Annotated in this window: 14 protein-coding genes; 13 read left to right on the plus strand and 1 reads right to left on the minus strand. The window is 64.9% G+C overall.

Annotation, left to right across the window (positions count from 1 at the left end; all coding sequences use genetic code 11):
* Positions 1–20 precede the first annotated feature (20 nt).
* The 5 genes from SPR01S_RS05115 to SPR01S_RS05135 all read left to right on the plus strand — a co-directional run bounded on the left by SPR01S_RS05115 (position 21) and on the right by SPR01S_RS05135 (position 4,665).
* On the plus strand, positions 21–2,465 hold the full coding sequence (locus tag SPR01S_RS05115) for a TonB-dependent receptor plug domain-containing protein (protein ID WP_066585827.1): 2,445 nt from the start codon (positions 21–23) through the stop codon (positions 2,463–2,465).
* Positions 2,466–2,605: 140 nt separating this feature from the next.
* Positions 2,606–2,986, plus strand: a complete 381-nt coding sequence (rplU, locus tag SPR01S_RS05120; protein ID WP_066585830.1) for a 50S ribosomal protein L21 — start codon at positions 2,606–2,608, stop codon at positions 2,984–2,986.
* Between the two features lie 18 nt (positions 2,987–3,004).
* A complete protein-coding gene (gene rpmA / locus SPR01S_RS05125; RefSeq protein WP_066585833.1) occupies positions 3,005–3,274 on the plus strand; it encodes a 50S ribosomal protein L27 in 270 nt (89 codons plus the stop codon).
* Between the two features lie 169 nt (positions 3,275–3,443).
* A complete protein-coding gene (locus SPR01S_RS05130) occupies positions 3,444–3,995 on the plus strand; it encodes a GNAT family N-acetyltransferase (RefSeq protein ID WP_245661876.1) in 552 nt (183 codons plus the stop codon).
* Positions 3,996–4,068: 73 nt separating this feature from the next.
* Complete coding sequence (locus SPR01S_RS05135; RefSeq protein WP_066585836.1) at positions 4,069–4,665, plus strand: TetR/AcrR family transcriptional regulator; 597 nt, start codon at positions 4,069–4,071, stop codon at positions 4,663–4,665.
* A 209-nt stretch (positions 4,666–4,874) separates the two neighbouring features.
* Here SPR01S_RS05135 and SPR01S_RS05140 read toward each other — a convergent pair whose 3' ends face one another.
* Positions 4,875–5,885 carry a helix-turn-helix domain-containing protein gene (locus SPR01S_RS05140; RefSeq protein ID WP_066585839.1) on the minus strand — a complete coding sequence of 337 codons (1,011 nt, stop codon included), beginning with the start codon at positions 5,883–5,885 and terminating at the stop codon, positions 4,875–4,877.
* Between the two features lie 131 nt (positions 5,886–6,016).
* Between SPR01S_RS05140 and obgE the strand changes: the two genes are divergently transcribed.
* The 8 genes from obgE to lptG all read left to right on the plus strand — a co-directional run bounded on the left by obgE (position 6,017) and on the right by lptG (position 15,248).
* Positions 6,017–7,063 (plus strand): GTPase ObgE, encoded by a 1,047-nt coding sequence (gene obgE, locus SPR01S_RS05145; protein WP_066585841.1) that lies wholly within the window; start codon positions 6,017–6,019, stop codon positions 7,061–7,063.
* 49 nt (positions 7,064–7,112) lie between these two features.
* The gene (gene proB / locus SPR01S_RS05150) at positions 7,113–8,231 is read left to right on the plus strand and encodes a glutamate 5-kinase (protein WP_066585925.1); all 1,119 of its coding nucleotides are present in this window, start codon (positions 7,113–7,115) and stop codon (positions 8,229–8,231) included.
* Entirely contained in the window at positions 8,228–9,133 is a 906-nt protein-coding gene (locus SPR01S_RS05155) for an NAD-dependent epimerase/dehydratase family protein (protein ID WP_066585844.1), read from the plus strand. Before proB ends, SPR01S_RS05155 begins: the two co-directional genes overlap by 4 nt.
* A gap of 60 nt (positions 9,134–9,193) precedes the next feature.
* On the plus strand, positions 9,194–9,439 hold the full coding sequence (locus SPR01S_RS05160; protein WP_066585846.1) for an acyl carrier protein: 246 nt from the start codon (positions 9,194–9,196) through the stop codon (positions 9,437–9,439).
* A 22-nt stretch (positions 9,440–9,461) separates the two neighbouring features.
* On the plus strand, positions 9,462–10,724 hold the full coding sequence (gene spt / locus SPR01S_RS05165) for a serine palmitoyltransferase (RefSeq protein ID WP_066585848.1): 1,263 nt from the start codon (positions 9,462–9,464) through the stop codon (positions 10,722–10,724).
* Positions 10,725–10,773: 49 nt separating this feature from the next.
* Positions 10,774–12,720 carry an ATP-binding protein gene (locus SPR01S_RS05170; protein ID WP_066585850.1) on the plus strand — a complete coding sequence of 649 codons (1,947 nt, stop codon included), beginning with the start codon at positions 10,774–10,776 and terminating at the stop codon, positions 12,718–12,720.
* A gap of 201 nt (positions 12,721–12,921) precedes the next feature.
* Entirely contained in the window at positions 12,922–14,151 is a 1,230-nt protein-coding gene (gene lptF, locus SPR01S_RS05175; RefSeq protein ID WP_174531868.1) for an LPS export ABC transporter permease LptF, read from the plus strand.
* Positions 14,148–15,248: an LPS export ABC transporter permease LptG gene (gene lptG / locus SPR01S_RS05180; RefSeq protein ID WP_174531869.1), complete on the plus strand. Its 1,101-nt coding sequence runs from the start codon at positions 14,148–14,150 to the stop codon at positions 15,246–15,248. The genes lptF and lptG overlap by 4 nt, the downstream gene beginning before the upstream one ends.
* Positions 15,249–15,306 lie beyond the last annotated feature (58 nt).

Here is a 15,306-nt window from a genome sequence, read left to right on the forward strand (position 1 = left end):
GCGTATAAAGGGGTAACTTCATGAGGCTCAACCGCACCGCATTGGCGATCGCCGCTTCCACGATCGCGCTGGCAACCAGTCATGCCGCTTTCGCTCAGGACACGCCAGCGGCGCCGCAAGCCGAGCCGGCCGCCAGCGATCAGGACGCCGCACCCGGCAGCGAGATCATCGTCACGGGCACGCGCGTTGCCGGGCGCACCAAGCTCGACACCGCATCGCCGGTCGACGTTCTGAGCGGAAACAGCCTCCGCCAGCAGGGAACGACCGAGCTTGGCGCCGCGCTTGCGGCGGTCGCGCCGTCGATCGACTTTCCGCGTCCCTCAGCCGTCGACGGCACCGACGCGATCCGCCCAGCAACGCTGCGCGGCCTATCACCCGACCAGACGCTGGTGCTGATCAACAATGTTCGCGCGCACACCTCCGCGCTGCTCAACATCAACGGCTCGGTCGGCCGCGGGTCTGCGGCGACGGACCTAAATACCATTCCGACCGTCGCGCTCGACCGCATCGAAGTGCTGCGCGACGGCGCGTCGGCGCAATACGGGTCCGACGCGATCGCCGGCGTCGTCAACCTCCGCCTCCGCGAAGCGCGTTCGGGTGGCGGCGTGTCGACCACCTACGGTTTCTACAATACCGATATCGAGACCGCGCGCGGCGATCGCCATACCAATGGCGAGCACACCGTATCGGTGTCAGCATGGCAGGGCATCGGCTTCGGCCAGGACGGCTATCTGACCATCTCGGGCGAATTCGTTAATCGTCAGCCTACCAACCGCGCCGATTTCGACCCGCGCGTGACGCCCAGCGTCGTGACCGGCCGCTTCGGCGATCCGGCGGTTACCCAGTACAGCCTGTTCGCCAATTTCGGCACGTCGATCGGTGGCAATTGGAAGCTGTATGGCTGGGCCGGCTATCAGGATCGCGACAGCCGCAGCGCGGCCTTTCCTCGCCTGCGGACCGTCGTGATCTCTGGTGCGAACACCGTTGGCAACACCTTGACGCAATATCCCAATGGTTTTCTGCCGATCATCAATACCAAATCGCGCGATATCAACACCGCGCTGGGTCTGAAGGGCGATCTCGCGGGTTGGGACGTCGATCTCAACGTCTCCTACGGCCGCAACAAGATCGGTTTCCGCACGCTGAATTCGGCCAACTACACCTATGGCGCGTCGACACCGACCAGCTTCTCCGACGGTGCGTTGATCTATGACCAACTGGTCGGCGGCCTCGACGTGTCCCGCAAGTTCGACGTGTTCCAATCGCTCAACGTCGCATTTGGTGTCGAGGGGCGTCGCGAAGGCTTCCAGATCCAGGCGGGCGAGCCCGCATCTTACAATTCCGGCACCGCATTCCCGCTCGCCCAGCCCGGCGCGCAAGGTTTTGTCGGCTTCGCACCGGTCAACGCGATCAATCGGCATCGCCAGAACGGATCGGTCTATCTCGATCTCGAAGCGCAGGTCACTGACAAGTTCCTGATCGGGATCGCTGGTCGCGGCGAGGACTATTCGGACTTCGGCACGACCGGCACCGGTAAGGTTTCGCTGCGGTACGACTTCGCTCCGTGGTTCGCGCTGCGCGGCACCGCATCGACCGGCTTCCGCGCGCCGGCGCTGCAGCAGCAATATTTTACCTCGGTCGCGTCGGTGATTCAGAACGGCTCGCCACTACTGACCGGCCTTTACCCGTCGGTTTCTCCGGTAGCCACGGCATTGGGCGGCTTGCCGCTCAAGCCGGAAAAGTCGACCAACTTTTCCGCCGGCACGGTGATCCGCGTGGGCGGGTTCGACCTGACCGTCGACGGCTATTACATCAAAATCCGCGACCAGATCGGCCTGTCGGAGAACATCCAGGCGAGCTTCAGCCCGCAAGTCGCGGGAATCCTGGCGCCCTATGGCGTGCAGGCGGCGCGCTTCTTCATCAACGGCCTGGCATCGACCACGCAGGGCATCGACGCGGTTGCGCATTACCGGCTGAAGTCAGCTGGCGCCGGCACGTTCGACTTCACGATCGCGGCCAACGTCAACAAGGTCGACATCACCAAGGTACCGACGTCGACTGCGGTCAACCTCAATCCGGCCCCCACGCTGTTCGCGCGCAGCCGCATCCTGACGTTCGAGCAGGGTACGCCGGGCGAGAAGATCACCGGCTCGATCGACTGGTCGCTCGACAATCTCGCCGCGACCGCACGCGTGACCTATTATGGCGACGTCAACCAGCCGGGCACGGCGGCCAGCGGTGCTGCCGATATCCATACCGGACAGCACGCGATCACCGACTTTGAGCTGCGCTACCAGCCCAAGAAAGGCGCGCAGGTCGCGCTCGGCGTCAACAACCTGTTCGACATCTATCCGGACAGGACCATCGCGGCGAACAACACCACCGGTGTGGTCGGCTTCCCGTTCTACTCGCCGTTCGGGTTCAACGGGCGCTATCTCTATGCGCGTGTGGGCTTCAACTGGTAAGGGACAGGCAAGACACGGCGGCGCGGTCACAAAACCGCGCCGCCACGGTTGACAGAATCACCTCACTCCCTTAGGCGCGCCCCTTCAACCGTGGGGCCCCGGCCTTCGCGGGCATACGGATTTGAAAGAGAAATAGGGCCATGTTCGCAGTCGTGCGCACGGGCGGCAAGCAATATCGCGTCGCCGCCGGAGACAAGATCGTCGTCGAGAAGATCGACGGAGAAGCCGGTAGCTCGGTGACGCTGGGCGACGTCCTGCTCGCCGGCGAGGGCTCGGACCTGCAGTCGACCGACGGCCTGACCGTCGCCGCCGAGATCGTCGCACAGGCGAAGGGCGAGAAGGTCATCGTCTTCAAGAAGCGCCGTCGTCACAATTATCGCCGCCGCAACGGCCACCGCCAGAACCACACGATCCTGAAGATCGTGTCGATCGGCGCCGCCGAAAAGAAGGCCGCGCCCAAGAAGGCCGCCGCCAAGAAGACTGACGAGGCCGGCGCTGAAGCCCCGGCTGCCGAAGCTTAAGTTCGAGGAAGAGTAGAGATGGCACATAAGAAAGCAGGCGGTTCGTCGCGCAACGGTCGCGATTCGGCTGGCCGTCGCCTCGGTGTGAAGAAGTTCGGCGGACAGGAAGTCGTTGCCGGCAACATCATCGTGCGTCAGCGCGGGACCAAATTCTATGCCGGCCGCAATGTCGGCATGGGCAAGGACCATACCCTTTTTGCGCTTACCGACGGTCGCGTGACCTTCCACGAGGGCAAGCTCGGCCGAAAGTTCTGCTCGGTAGACATTATGGCGCAAGCCGCAGAATAACGGGCAACCGCACGGGTTGCCCACCAGGGCGACCCGGGTCTCGGGCTAACCAGAGACCGAACAAGGGAGACGGGTCGCCCCGGCTCCCTTTTTTCATGCTCCCTCCACTTCCGGGTCGCGGAAACGTCATATCGACGTGCGAGCGGCCCGGCACGACACGGAGAGTGAGATGTTCGCGCGGACCAAGAGACTGACATTACGCCCCGGCTGGCCCGAGGACGCCGCCGAGATCGCGCAGGCGATCGGGCACGAGCAAGTCGTGACCAAGCTGTCGCGGGTGCCGTGGCCCTATACCGAGGCACATGCCGCCGAATGGCTGGCGACGTCGCGCGCCAAGGACAATGTGTCGCTATCGATCCTCGCGCACGAGGAAGCTACCCCACGCCTGGTCGGCGGGATCGGCATCCACCCTGCTGAGGATATGGACGGCCACGAGCTCGGCTATTGGTTGACTCCCGATGCCTGGGGCCGTGGCTATGCGACCGAGGCAGGCCGCGCCGTCTTAGGAATCGCGCGCTATGCGATGGGCTTGAAGAGCCTGCGTTCGCGCTATTACGTGGACAATCCGGCCTCGGGCAACGTGTTGAGGAAGCTCGGCTTCAGGCCGACCGGGCGGATGAATACCTATAGCCTGGCGCGCCAGCGTGAGGCCGAGAGCATCACGCTGGCGCTCGACTTCGACGCCGATGCGCCGCTTTGCCGAATGCCGATCGCGGCCTGAGTCTCAATCCGCCGCCCGGGACCGCGCCGGGCGGCGGATTGATTTCATGCCCGGAAGCGCCGAGAGGTCATCCATGTCCGTGACCCCGCTTCCGATCCGCCGTCGCCTGAGCCCCGAGGAATCGCGCGAAGCCGCGCTGGAGGCGGCCCGCAGCCTGCTCGTCGAACTCGGCCCACAAGCGGTGACATTGAAGGCGGTGGCCGCGCGCATCGGCCGGACGCATGCCAATCTGCTCCATCATTTCGGCTCCGCGGCGGGGCTGCAGAAAGCGCTGATCGAGCGGATGGCGGAGTTCATTTCGACCACCATCCGCGAAACCGTGATTCGCCAGCGCGCCGGCGATCAGAATCCGCGCGAAGTCGTCGACCTGGCGTTCGACGCTTTCGACACCGGTGGCGCGGGGGCGCTCGCCAGCTGGATGATCCTGTCGGGAAATGAGGACGCGCTCGACCCGATCCTGAAAGCCATCCACGATCTGGTCGACGAATTGACCGAAGGTCATTCGAAACAGGATCGCCCGATCGAGGACGAGACGTTGCAGCTCGTCATCATGGCGCTCGGCGACGCCTTGTTCGGCGCGCCCCTCGCCCGTGTCCTCGGCCTGCCGCGCGACCGCGCGCGCCAGCTAGCCTTCGAAGCATTGTCCGCCGGAAGCGCGACAAGGGGCTGACGTCCCGGCGCGATTGGAACACGGTCAATAGCGGGTGGGACGCTGACCGCCTTCCCGCCGGGGTCAGGCATCCTAGATCGCGTCTATGCCTTTCGTCCCCGAAACCAATCCTTTGATATGCCGAATCCTTGGACATCGCCGCTCGCAGCGCGTCTGGCACGAGGGCGATGGTTATCGCGCCCAGTGCAAACGCTGCGGCGTGGACTTGTTCAGGCCGCGTGGAGCGCCGAGCTGGCGGACGTCTGCGGGCGCCCGCGACTGAACGCGCGATAATCCGACGGGGTCATGCCAAAGCGCTCGCGGAACAACCGTCCCAGATAGGCTGCGTCGCAGAAACCCCAGCGCTCGGCGATATCGGCGATCCGGTCGTGATCGGACGGATCACTCAACGTTGTGGCGACGCGTTCCAGCCTTCGCCGCATGACATAAGCGTGGACGCCGCCCTCAGCCGCGAACAAACGGTAAAGCGCCGATCGCGACACGCCCAAGGTGCGGCATAGATTGGCGACGGAAAGCGTCGCCGAACCAAGTCGCATCTCGATCTCCGCGCGTGCCCGCATAAGTGCTGCTCCCGCGACGGCATCGGGAGCGGCTTCACCACCCCTGCCCTGCGCGACTGCAACCGCCAGCAGATCGAGCACCGATGCCGCCAGGCGGCCGCCTTGCTCGACCGGCAGGCGATCGGCGCCGCGCCAAATCTGCAACAGGTGTTCGCGCAGCAACGTCGCCGTGTCGGGAGCGATCGTTAGCCCGTGCAGCGATGCGACGCTGGGCAGGAATTGTTCGGCAAGCGCGCGGGGTACATGGAAATAGGCTGTTGAGCTTGCTTCCGAGACGTGCGCCTGCGGCTGCGCCATGTCGGTCAACACTATCGATCCGGTTGACCCGGCGAACGGCGTTCCATTCATGTCGCCCAGCGCGCCGCCCCGGAACCGGACGTTGACCACCAGGTCGTCGACGCCGTCGGCCGCCACCATGGCTCGCGTGCGGTCGAAATACTGACCGGTGATCGTCGAGAAGTGGATTTTGAGCGGTCCCAACGTGACCAGATCACTGGCGACATCGAACGGCTCGTGAGGGCGTGTCTCGTAGAGACGGCCTGCGGTCGAGGGCGATCGACCCCGCCAGGCGTCGTGGCGATCCTTTTCCGGAAGGTCGGCGGTTGAAAAGCGCCCGGTGAAGATCGCCGTTCCGACTGGATATTGGATACAATTGACCACGACGCGCCCCCTCGCCGGTCCTCTTATGTGCGCCGCAACAAAATAGGTAAACAACGCATTGGCCATCTGGTCCAAATTCGGGAATGGCGGTTGGGGGTTAGCAGCGCGCCCTTCCGTCGCTACAGCGGGCCATGCATTTTCTCGATCAGGCCAAGATCTTCGTCCGTTCGGGCGCCGGCGGCCCCGGCGCCGTCAGTTTCCGTCGCGAAAAGTTCGTCGAATATGGCGGTCCCGATGGCGGCGACGGCGGCAAGGGCGGCGACATCGTGTTCGAAGCGGTCGCCGGCCTCAACACGTTGATCGATTTCCGCTACACTCAGCATTTCCGCGCGCCGCGCGGGACCGGTGGCGCGGGATCGAACCGCACCGGCGCCGGTGGCGACGATCTCGTGATCAAGGTGCCGGTGGGTACGCAAATCCTCGCCGACGATGAGGAGCGGTCGTTGCTCGCCGACCTGACCAAGGTCGGCCAGCGCATCGTATTCCTGCGTGGCGGCGATGGCGGCCGCGGCAATGCCAGCTACAAGACGTCGACCAACCGCGCGCCGCGCCAGCATGGCACCGGCTGGCCGTCCGAGGAAGCGTGGGTGTGGTTGCGCCTGAAGCTGCTCGCCGATGCGGGGCTGGTCGGACTGCCCAACGCCGGCAAGTCGACCTTCATCAACCAGGTCACCAACGCCCAGGCCAAGGTCGGCGAATATGCCTTCACCACCACCCGGCCCCAATTGGGCGTGGTGCGGCACAAGGGACGCGAATTCGTCATCGCCGACATTCCCGGCCTGATCGAAGGTGCGGCGGAGGGCGCCGGCGTCGGCGACCGTTTCCTGGGGCATATCGAGCGCTGCCGCGTGCTGCTCCATCTGGTCGACGCCAATGATCCCGACGTGGCCGAAAGCTATCGCATCGTGCGCGACGAGCTCGAAGCTTATGGCGGCGGGCTTATCGACAAGCCCGTGGTCGTCGCGCTCAACAAGATCGACACGCTCGACGATGAGCTGATCAAGGCGTTGTCGCAGGAACTGGAAGAAGCCTCGGGCGCGGAGGTGATCCCGATTTCCGGCGCGAGCGGCGTCGGCGTCGATTGGGCGCTCGACAAATTGCTCGAAGCGATCCCGAGCAACGAATCGCCGGTCGACGACGACGGCGTCGAGGATGAAGTGCGATGGTCACCGCTCTGATCGTATCGCCGGTAGCGGGCCGGCGCGGCGCCCGCTAAGCGAAAGCGCGATGCCGGAGATTTCGCCCTTTGCCGCCGCGCGCTGCCCGCGCCTGATCGTCAAGGTCGGGTCGTCGCTGCTCGTGACGCCGGAAGGCGAGGTGCGGCGCGATTGGCTGGCGGGCGTCGCGGCCGACATCGCCGCGGCCGCGCGGCAGGGACAGCAGGTCGCGATCGTCTCGTCGGGCGCGATCGCGCTCGGCGCGCGGCGGCTCAAGCTCGCCAAGGGTGGACGCGCGAGCCTGGAAGACGCCCAGGCGGCGGCGGCGACCGGCCAGATCGCGCTGAGCCAGGTCTGGGCCGAATGTCTCGGCGCCGAAGGGCTGACCGCGGCCCAGATGCTGGTCACGCTCGACGATCTCGAGGATCGGCGCCGTTATCTCAATGCCGCGGCGACCCTGGGCCGGCTGCTCGGTCTCGGCGTGGTACCGGTGATCAACGAGAACGATTCGGTCGCGACCGAGGAAATCCGGTTCGGCGACAACGACCGGCTGGCGGCGCGGGTCGCACAGGCGGCGGGCGCCCAGGGCGTGCTGCTGCTGTCTGATATCGACGGCCTTTACGACCGCGATCCTTCTCAGCCCGGCGCGACCCTGATCGAGCGCGTGACGCGGATCGACGGCGCAATCGAGGCGATGGCCGGCGGATCGCTATCGGGCATGGGCTCGGGCGGCATGATCTCCAAGATTCAGGCGGCGAAGATCGCGACCCGCGCGGGCATCGCGCTGGCGATCGCTTCGGGACGGGTCGACCACCCTTTCGCGCGCTATGTCGAGACCGGGCACGGCACCCTGTTCCCCGCGCAGCGCAGCGCGCCGGCACGCAAGGCGTGGCTGGGTGGACGGCTGACGGTGCGCGGGACCGTCCATATCGATGCCGGCGCGGTCGCCGCGCTCAACGAAGGCAGGAGTCTCCTCCCCGCCGGCGCGACGCGGATCGAAGGCGCGTTCGCCCGCGGCGACCTGATCGCGATCGCCGGTCCGGACGGCGTCGTCGCCAGCGGGCTCGCCGAATATGACGCCGCCGAGGCGACGCGGATTGCCGGCAAGCGTAGCGACGAGGCCGCGGCGATCCTCGGCTATGCGCCGCGCGCCGCTCTGGTCCACCGCAACCATATGGTGTTGGCGTGACGCTGATCGCGGTTACCGGCGGCACCGGGTTCGTCGGCAGTCACCTGATCGAGCACGCGCTTGCCGAGGGCCATCAATTGCGCGCGCTGACGCGCCGGCCGCAACCCGACCACGCCGGCATGACCTGGGTAGAAGGTGCGCTCGGCAATCCCGACAGCATGGCGGCCCTGGTCCAGGGCACGGACGCCGTCCTGCATATCGCCGGTGTGATAAACGCGCCCGATCGCGCCGGGTTCGCGGCGGGCAATATCGAAGGGACGCGCGTCCTGATTGCCGCGGCCGAAGCCGCCGGGATCCGCCGTTTCGTCCAGGTCTCGTCGTTGACCGCGCGCGAACCCGATCTGTCGCTCTATGGCTGGTCGAAGGCCGAGGCGGACCGATTGCTGATGGCAAGCACGCTCGACTGGACCATCGTCCGCCCGCCAGCGATCTTCGGTCCGCGCGACCAGGAGATGCTCGAGCTGTTCAAGCTGGCGAAGCGCCATGTGCTACCGCTGCCCCCGGCCGGCGGGCGAATGTCGGCAATCGCGGTCGGCGAACTCGTGCGCCTATTGCTGGCGCTTTCCACCAGCAACGCTTTGATCCGCGAAATCGTCGAGCCCGATGACGGTGCCCCCAACGGCTGGGACCATCGCGACTTCGCCCGCGCGATCGGCGCCGCGATGGGCAGCAAAATCGTGCCTCTTCCCCTACCCCGCCCGGTACTGAACGCCATCGCCGCGCTCGACGGCCTGTTGCGCGGCAAGAACGCCAAGCTGACTCCCGACCGCGTAGCCTATTTCTGCCATCCCGATTGGGTCAGCCACAAGACGCCGCCGAAGGACATTTGGGAGTCCCGCCAGGATACCCGATCGGCGCTGGCAGCGACGGCGCAATGGTATCGCGCCCAAGGGTTGCTATAACGCCGGCCAATTCCCGCCGCATTTGGCGGGCAACGCCTTCGCGAGAACAAGGGAAAAACCATGAGCGACCGCGCAGCAATTTTCGACACCGTCACCGGCCTGATCCAGCCGTTCAACAAGAAAGGCGTCGCTTTGTCGGACGCCACCACGTTCCAGCATGACCTGGAATGGGATTCGCTGACCGTGATGGATTTCGTCGCGGCGATCGAGGACGAGTTCGACATCATCATCACGATGAACATGCAGGCCGAGATCGAGACGGTCGGCCAGCTCGTCGACGCCGTCCAGAAGCTCAAGGCCGCCTGATCCGGTGGATGGGGAACAGAGAATGACCGACGCCATCGACACCGCCGAAGCCCTTCCCGAGAATCCCGCGTCCGTGGCGCCGGAAACGGACTTAATGTCCAAGTTCGACGGCCTGATCGCCGAGCGCCAGGCATTGCTCGACAGCGGCGTGACCGATCCGTTCGCTATCGTGATGGAGCAGGTCAAGTCGCCGACCGAGGCGGTGATCAAGGGCAAGGACACGATCCTGCTCGGCACCTACAATTATATGGGCATGACGTTCGACCCCGACGTCATCCAGGCGGGCAAGGATGCGCTCGACCAGTTCGGATCGGGCACCAATGGCAGCCGTATGCTCAACGGCACCTTCCGCGACCATATGGAAGTCGAACAGGCGTTGCGCGATTTCTACGGCACGACCGGGGCGATCGTCTTCTCGACCGGCTATATGGCCAATCTCGGCATGATCTCGACGCTGGCCGGCAAGGGCGAGTACGTCATTCTCGACGCCGACAGCCACGCCTCGATCTATGATGGCTGCAAACAGGGCTATGCCGAGATCGTCCGCTTCCGCCACAACGACATCGAGGATCTCGACAAGCGCCTCGGCCGGCTGCCCAAGGAACCGGGCAAGTTGGTCGTGCTCGAAGGCGTCTATTCGATGCTCGGCGATGTCGCGCCGCTCAAGGAAATGGTCGCGGTCGCCAAGAAGCACAATGCGATGGTGCTGTCGGACGAAGCACATTCGATGGGCTTTTACGGCCCCAACGGCCGCGGCGTGTACGAGGCACAGGGTTGCGAAGGCGATGTCGACTTCATCGTCGGCACCTTCTCCAAGTCGGTCGGCACGGTCGGCGGCTTCTGCGTGTCCAATCACCCGAAGTTCGAGGCGATCCGCCTCGCTTGCCGGCCCTATATCTTCACCGCCAGCCTGCCGCCGTCGGTCGTCGCGACAGCGGCGATGTCGATCCGCAAGCTGCAGCACGCACATAACAAGCGCGCGCATCTGTGGGAAAATGCCAGGCAATTGCATGGCGGGCTGACCCGACTGGGGTTCAAGCTCGGCACCGAAAATCCGGACAGCGCGATCGTCGCGGTGATCCTGGATGATCAGACCCAAGCCGTGATGATGTGGCAGGCGCTGCTCGACAGCGGGGTCTATGTGAACATGGCGCGCCCGCCGGCGACTCCCGCGGGCACCTATCTTCTGCGGTGTTCGCTATGCGCAGAACATACGGCCGATCAAATCGCGACGGTGTTGGAGAAATTCGAAGCGGCAGGGCGGGCAGCGCACGCGATAAATTGAGGGAACCTGCGGGGTTTCCTAGATTCAACCGATTCGGTACAAGACGGCCATGAGCGGGAACGACGCCGAGCCGGGGCTCGTCGATCAGGCACGCACGGTCTGGCGGGGCATTGCCCTGGCGGTGATGGCGTTACTCGGCACCGGCATCGTCGTCGCGCTGATCGTCATCCTGTCGGATACGACCGCGCAGCGCGATCGCGCGCTGAAGGCGCAGAGCCATAGCTACGACGTCATGATTCTGGCGCGCACGCTGTCGGGCACGATCGCGCATGCCGAAGCGGCGCTGGGGCGGTATGTGATGAGCCGCGACCAGTTGGTCGGCCGCGAATATTATGACGAGTGGAGCTCAGCGCGGAACCAGATCGACCGGCTCGATGCGCTGACCAGCGACAATTCCATGCAGCAGCATCTGATCGACCAGCTGCGCGCCACCTATGAGGAGCGCGGCAAGGAACTGGCGATCACGGCGCTCAGCACGTCGTACAAGAAGGACAGCCAAGCCTATTCTCGCTTCTACGCCGCGGGCAAATCGGCGACGTTACGCGATATCGACCGCCAGCTCGACGCGATCATCGACTCCGAACACGACCTGCTCGACAAGCGCGTCGCGGCGGCGGCGGCGTCAATCCAACGGTCCAACACCGTAGCGATGATCCTGGCCGTATTCGGCATGCTGATCCTGATCGCGGCGGTCGTGCTCGGCTGGTTGACGATCGGCGTGATGCGCGAGCGTGCCGTCGCACGTGCCGACGCCGACATCGAACGCGAACGGTCGGCGGCGCTCGAGGATGCGGTAAACGAGGCCACCCAGGCCTTGCGCGCGCAGGAGGCCAAGCTGCGCCAGGTGCAGAAGATGGAGGCGGTCGGCCAGCTGACGGGTGGCATCGCCCACGATTTCAACAATATGCTGGCGGTCGTTCTTGGCGGCCTGGAACTCGCCCGACGCACCTTGAAGAGCGATCCGGCAGGCGTCGGTCGTCATCTCGACAATGCCACCGAGGGCGCTCATCGCGCCGCCGCGCTGACCCGGCGCCTGCTCGCTTTTTCGCGCGAGGAGGCGCTCAACCCCGAGCCGCTCGCGCCGATCGCCACGATCGAAGGCATGTCCGACCTGCTCGATCGCACGCTGGGGGACGCGATCACGGTGGAGACGAGCGACGACGGCTCGTCCTGGCATATCTGGGCCGACCGCCACGAACTCGAAAACACCATCCTCAACCTCGCGGTCAACGCGCGCGATGCGATGGATGGCCGCGGACGGCTGACGATCCGGGCCAGCGCGAAGACACTCGCCGCCAATGAGATCGGCCACTGCCTGGCCGGGGACCATATCGCGATCGCGGTCAGCGACACCGGCTGCGGCATGGCGCCCGAGGTTATGGAGCGGGTATTCGAACCGTTCTTCACGACCAAGCCGGTCGGCAAGGGCACCGGGCTGGGTCTCAGTCAGATCTTCGCCTTTGTCCGTCAATCGGGTGGCGAGATCGCAATCAGCTCGGTCGAGGGCGAAGGGACCACGGTCACGCTGTATCTCCCACGTCATTTGGGTGTCGGAGACGTGGTGGCGAAAGCGGAAACGGCGACGCCGTCCGCGCCGCCGTCCATCCGCGGCCTCGGCGTGCTGGTGGTCGAGGACGATCCGCGCGTCCTCAACGCCACGATCGGCGCGCTCGAGGAATTGAAGCACCGCGCCGTGCCGTGCCCCGACCCGCTGGACGCGCCGCGCATCCTCGACGATCTCGGGCCATTCGATCTCGTCATCACCGACGTGCTGATGCCCGGCCAGACCGGCCCGGAGATGATCGCCGGATTGCTGGCGCGCCGGCCCGATCTGGCCGTGCTGTTCGTCACCGGTTATGCCGGCGAAGGGTCGGCGGCCGATTTCGGCGGGCGACCGGTTTTGCGCAAACCGTTCACCATCGCCGGGCTGGAACGCGCGATCGCCGATGCGGTCGCGGATCGGCCGACGCCGACCGACCAATTGGCCGCCGAATAGAGCATCGCGCGGAAAAGTGGGTACCGGTTTTCCGCGACAAGCAATGCGTCCACGAAAAACTAGCGCGGCGTGTCCGATTCAGAAATCGAGCATGCCGCTCTAGCAAGTTTTTCCGGCTGACGCGGACCGAATGCCGCCCTATAGCCGTTCGATCATCTCCCCAGCCGCTCCCGGCCGAGAAGGACCCTTTTTCCGTCAGCCATGAAGTCCATCGATCGCTACATGGCCCGGCTGATCGCGTTGCCGCTTTTCTCCACGTTGGTGATCGCGGCGATGCTGCTCGTGCTCGACCGCATGCTGCGGCTGTTCGACTTCGTCGCGACCGAAGGCGGACCGATCAGCGTCGTGTGGCAGATGCTGGCCAATTTGCTGCCCGAATATTTCGGTCTCGGCATCCCGATCGGGCTGATGCTCGGCTGCCTGCTAGCCTTTCGGCGACTCGCGACATCGTCGGAACTCGACATCCTGCGCGCCGTGGGCATGAGCTACGGTCGACTGCTGCGCGTACCGTACATGTACACGATCGTCCTCGCGATCCTGAACCTGTTCATCGTCGGCTATGTCCAGCCCAAGGCGCGCTATGCTTACGAGAATTTGCGCTACGAATTGCGCACCGGCGCGCTCGGCGCCTCGATCAAAGTCGGCGAGTTCACCACCTTCCCGAATAACGGCCCCACCGTCCGGATCGAGGAAAGCAAGGATGAAGGGCGCGAGCTGAAGGGCATTTTCGTCCAGCGCAACGACGACAAGGGCGGCTCGTTCGCGGTGACCGCCGAAAAGGGCAAGTTCTACGCGGCCCCCAATCCCGACGAGATCATTTTCCAGCTGACCAATGGTACGCTGGTCAGCAAGGAAGCGAAGGTCGCAGTGCCGCGCGTGCTGCGCTTCAACGTCTGGAACTTCCCGATCCGTCTACCGCCGACCAGCGCTTTTCGCGCGCGCGGCGGGCGCAATCTGGAATTCACCCTGCCCGAGCTCGCCCAGATCGGCCGCGATCGAACGCAACCCGAACCGCTGCGCGACACCAGTCGCGCCGCGTTCCATTTCCGCATCACCGAGGTGGTGTCGATGTTCCTGTTGCCTATGCTGGCGCTGGCGCTGGGCGTCCCGCCCAAAAGATCGTCTTCCGCACTGGGGGTATTTCTGTCGATCGTGATCATCGTGACCTATTTCAAGGTCAACGAATATGGCGAGGGGATCGGCGGCCTGGGCCGGGTCGATCCGCTGATCGCCTTATGGGTGCCGTTCACGATCTTCGCGGGCCTGGTGCTCTGGATGTATTACACGATCGCCTATGTCCCCGGCGGCCAGCCTATCGGTGCGCTGGAACGCGTATTCGCCAAGATCAGCAAGGTCGTCGTGCGCTGGCTTCCGTTCCGGCGACAGCGCCGCAACGGCGACAACGACGAGCCGGAGGCGCAGCCGGCATGATCTCGATGCAGTTCTTCCCGTCGCGGACGGTGACGACGTATATGGCGAAGAGCTTCCTCGTGCGCACCTTCGCGGTGCTCGCGGCGTTGGTGATCGTCCTCCAGTTCCTCGACGCGTTGAGCGAATCGGGGCGGATTCTTGCCCATCCGGGCAACGGGCAGGCGGAAGTCTGGCGTTATATCAGCCTGCGCACGCCGGAGATCATTGCGCGCTTCCTGCCCTATTCGGTGCTGTTGGGCGCGATCATCACCTATTCGACGCTCAATCAGAATTCGGAAGTCATTGCGATGAAGGCGTCGGGCCTGTCGGCGCATCAAGTGCTGGCGCCGATGATCATCGCCGCGATCGGCGTGGCGGCGATCAGCTTCGCGTTCAACGACCGGATCGTGAGCCGGGCGACCGACACGCTCAACCGCTGGCAAAAGGTCGATTACGCGCCGATTCCGATCGACCGCGGCGATCGCGTCAACATATGGACACGGTCGGGGGACGACCTGATCAACGTCAAGCTGGTCAAAGGCCGGGGCGACGCGGCGATCCTGAACGACGTGACGTTCTACGACCGCAACAAGGCGGGAGAGCTACAGGCGACGATTTCGGCGCCGCATGGCCGCCGCGAAGGCAAAGGCTGGCGGATCTGGCCAGCGCAAAAATTCGACGTCGCCGGCGGCGTAGCGACCAATCTGGGCGCAGTACTCGTCGGGGAAGGCGTGAGCCCGGACCAGTTCACCCTGGCGACGGTCGATGCCGATGGCCTGTCGTTCACCGAATTATGGTCGGCGATCGGCGACCTCAAGGCCGCGGGCCGTCCAACCAAAGCGCTCGAAGGCGATCTGTGGCACAAATTGTCCGGGCCCCTGTCATCGATCCTGATGCCTTTGCTCGGCGCGATCGCCGCGTTCGGCATCGCGCGATCGGGCAAGCTCTTCGTCCGCGCCGTGATCGGCATGGCGCTTGGCTTCACCTATTTCGTGGTCGATAACTTCGCGCTGGCGATGGGCAATCTCGGCGCTTATCCGCCGATTCTCGCAGCCTGGGCACCGTTCGTGCTGTTCCTGATGATCGGCGAAGCGGTGCTGATCAGAACCGAGGAATAGCGGCTACCGCGATGCCGGGCGCGTTCCGGCATTGAAGCTAACGGATTGATCGTTGGCG

This window comes from Sphingomonas pruni NBRC 15498 (genome assembly GCF_001598455.1).
Lineage (GTDB): Bacteria > Pseudomonadota > Alphaproteobacteria > Sphingomonadales > Sphingomonadaceae > Sphingomonas > Sphingomonas pruni.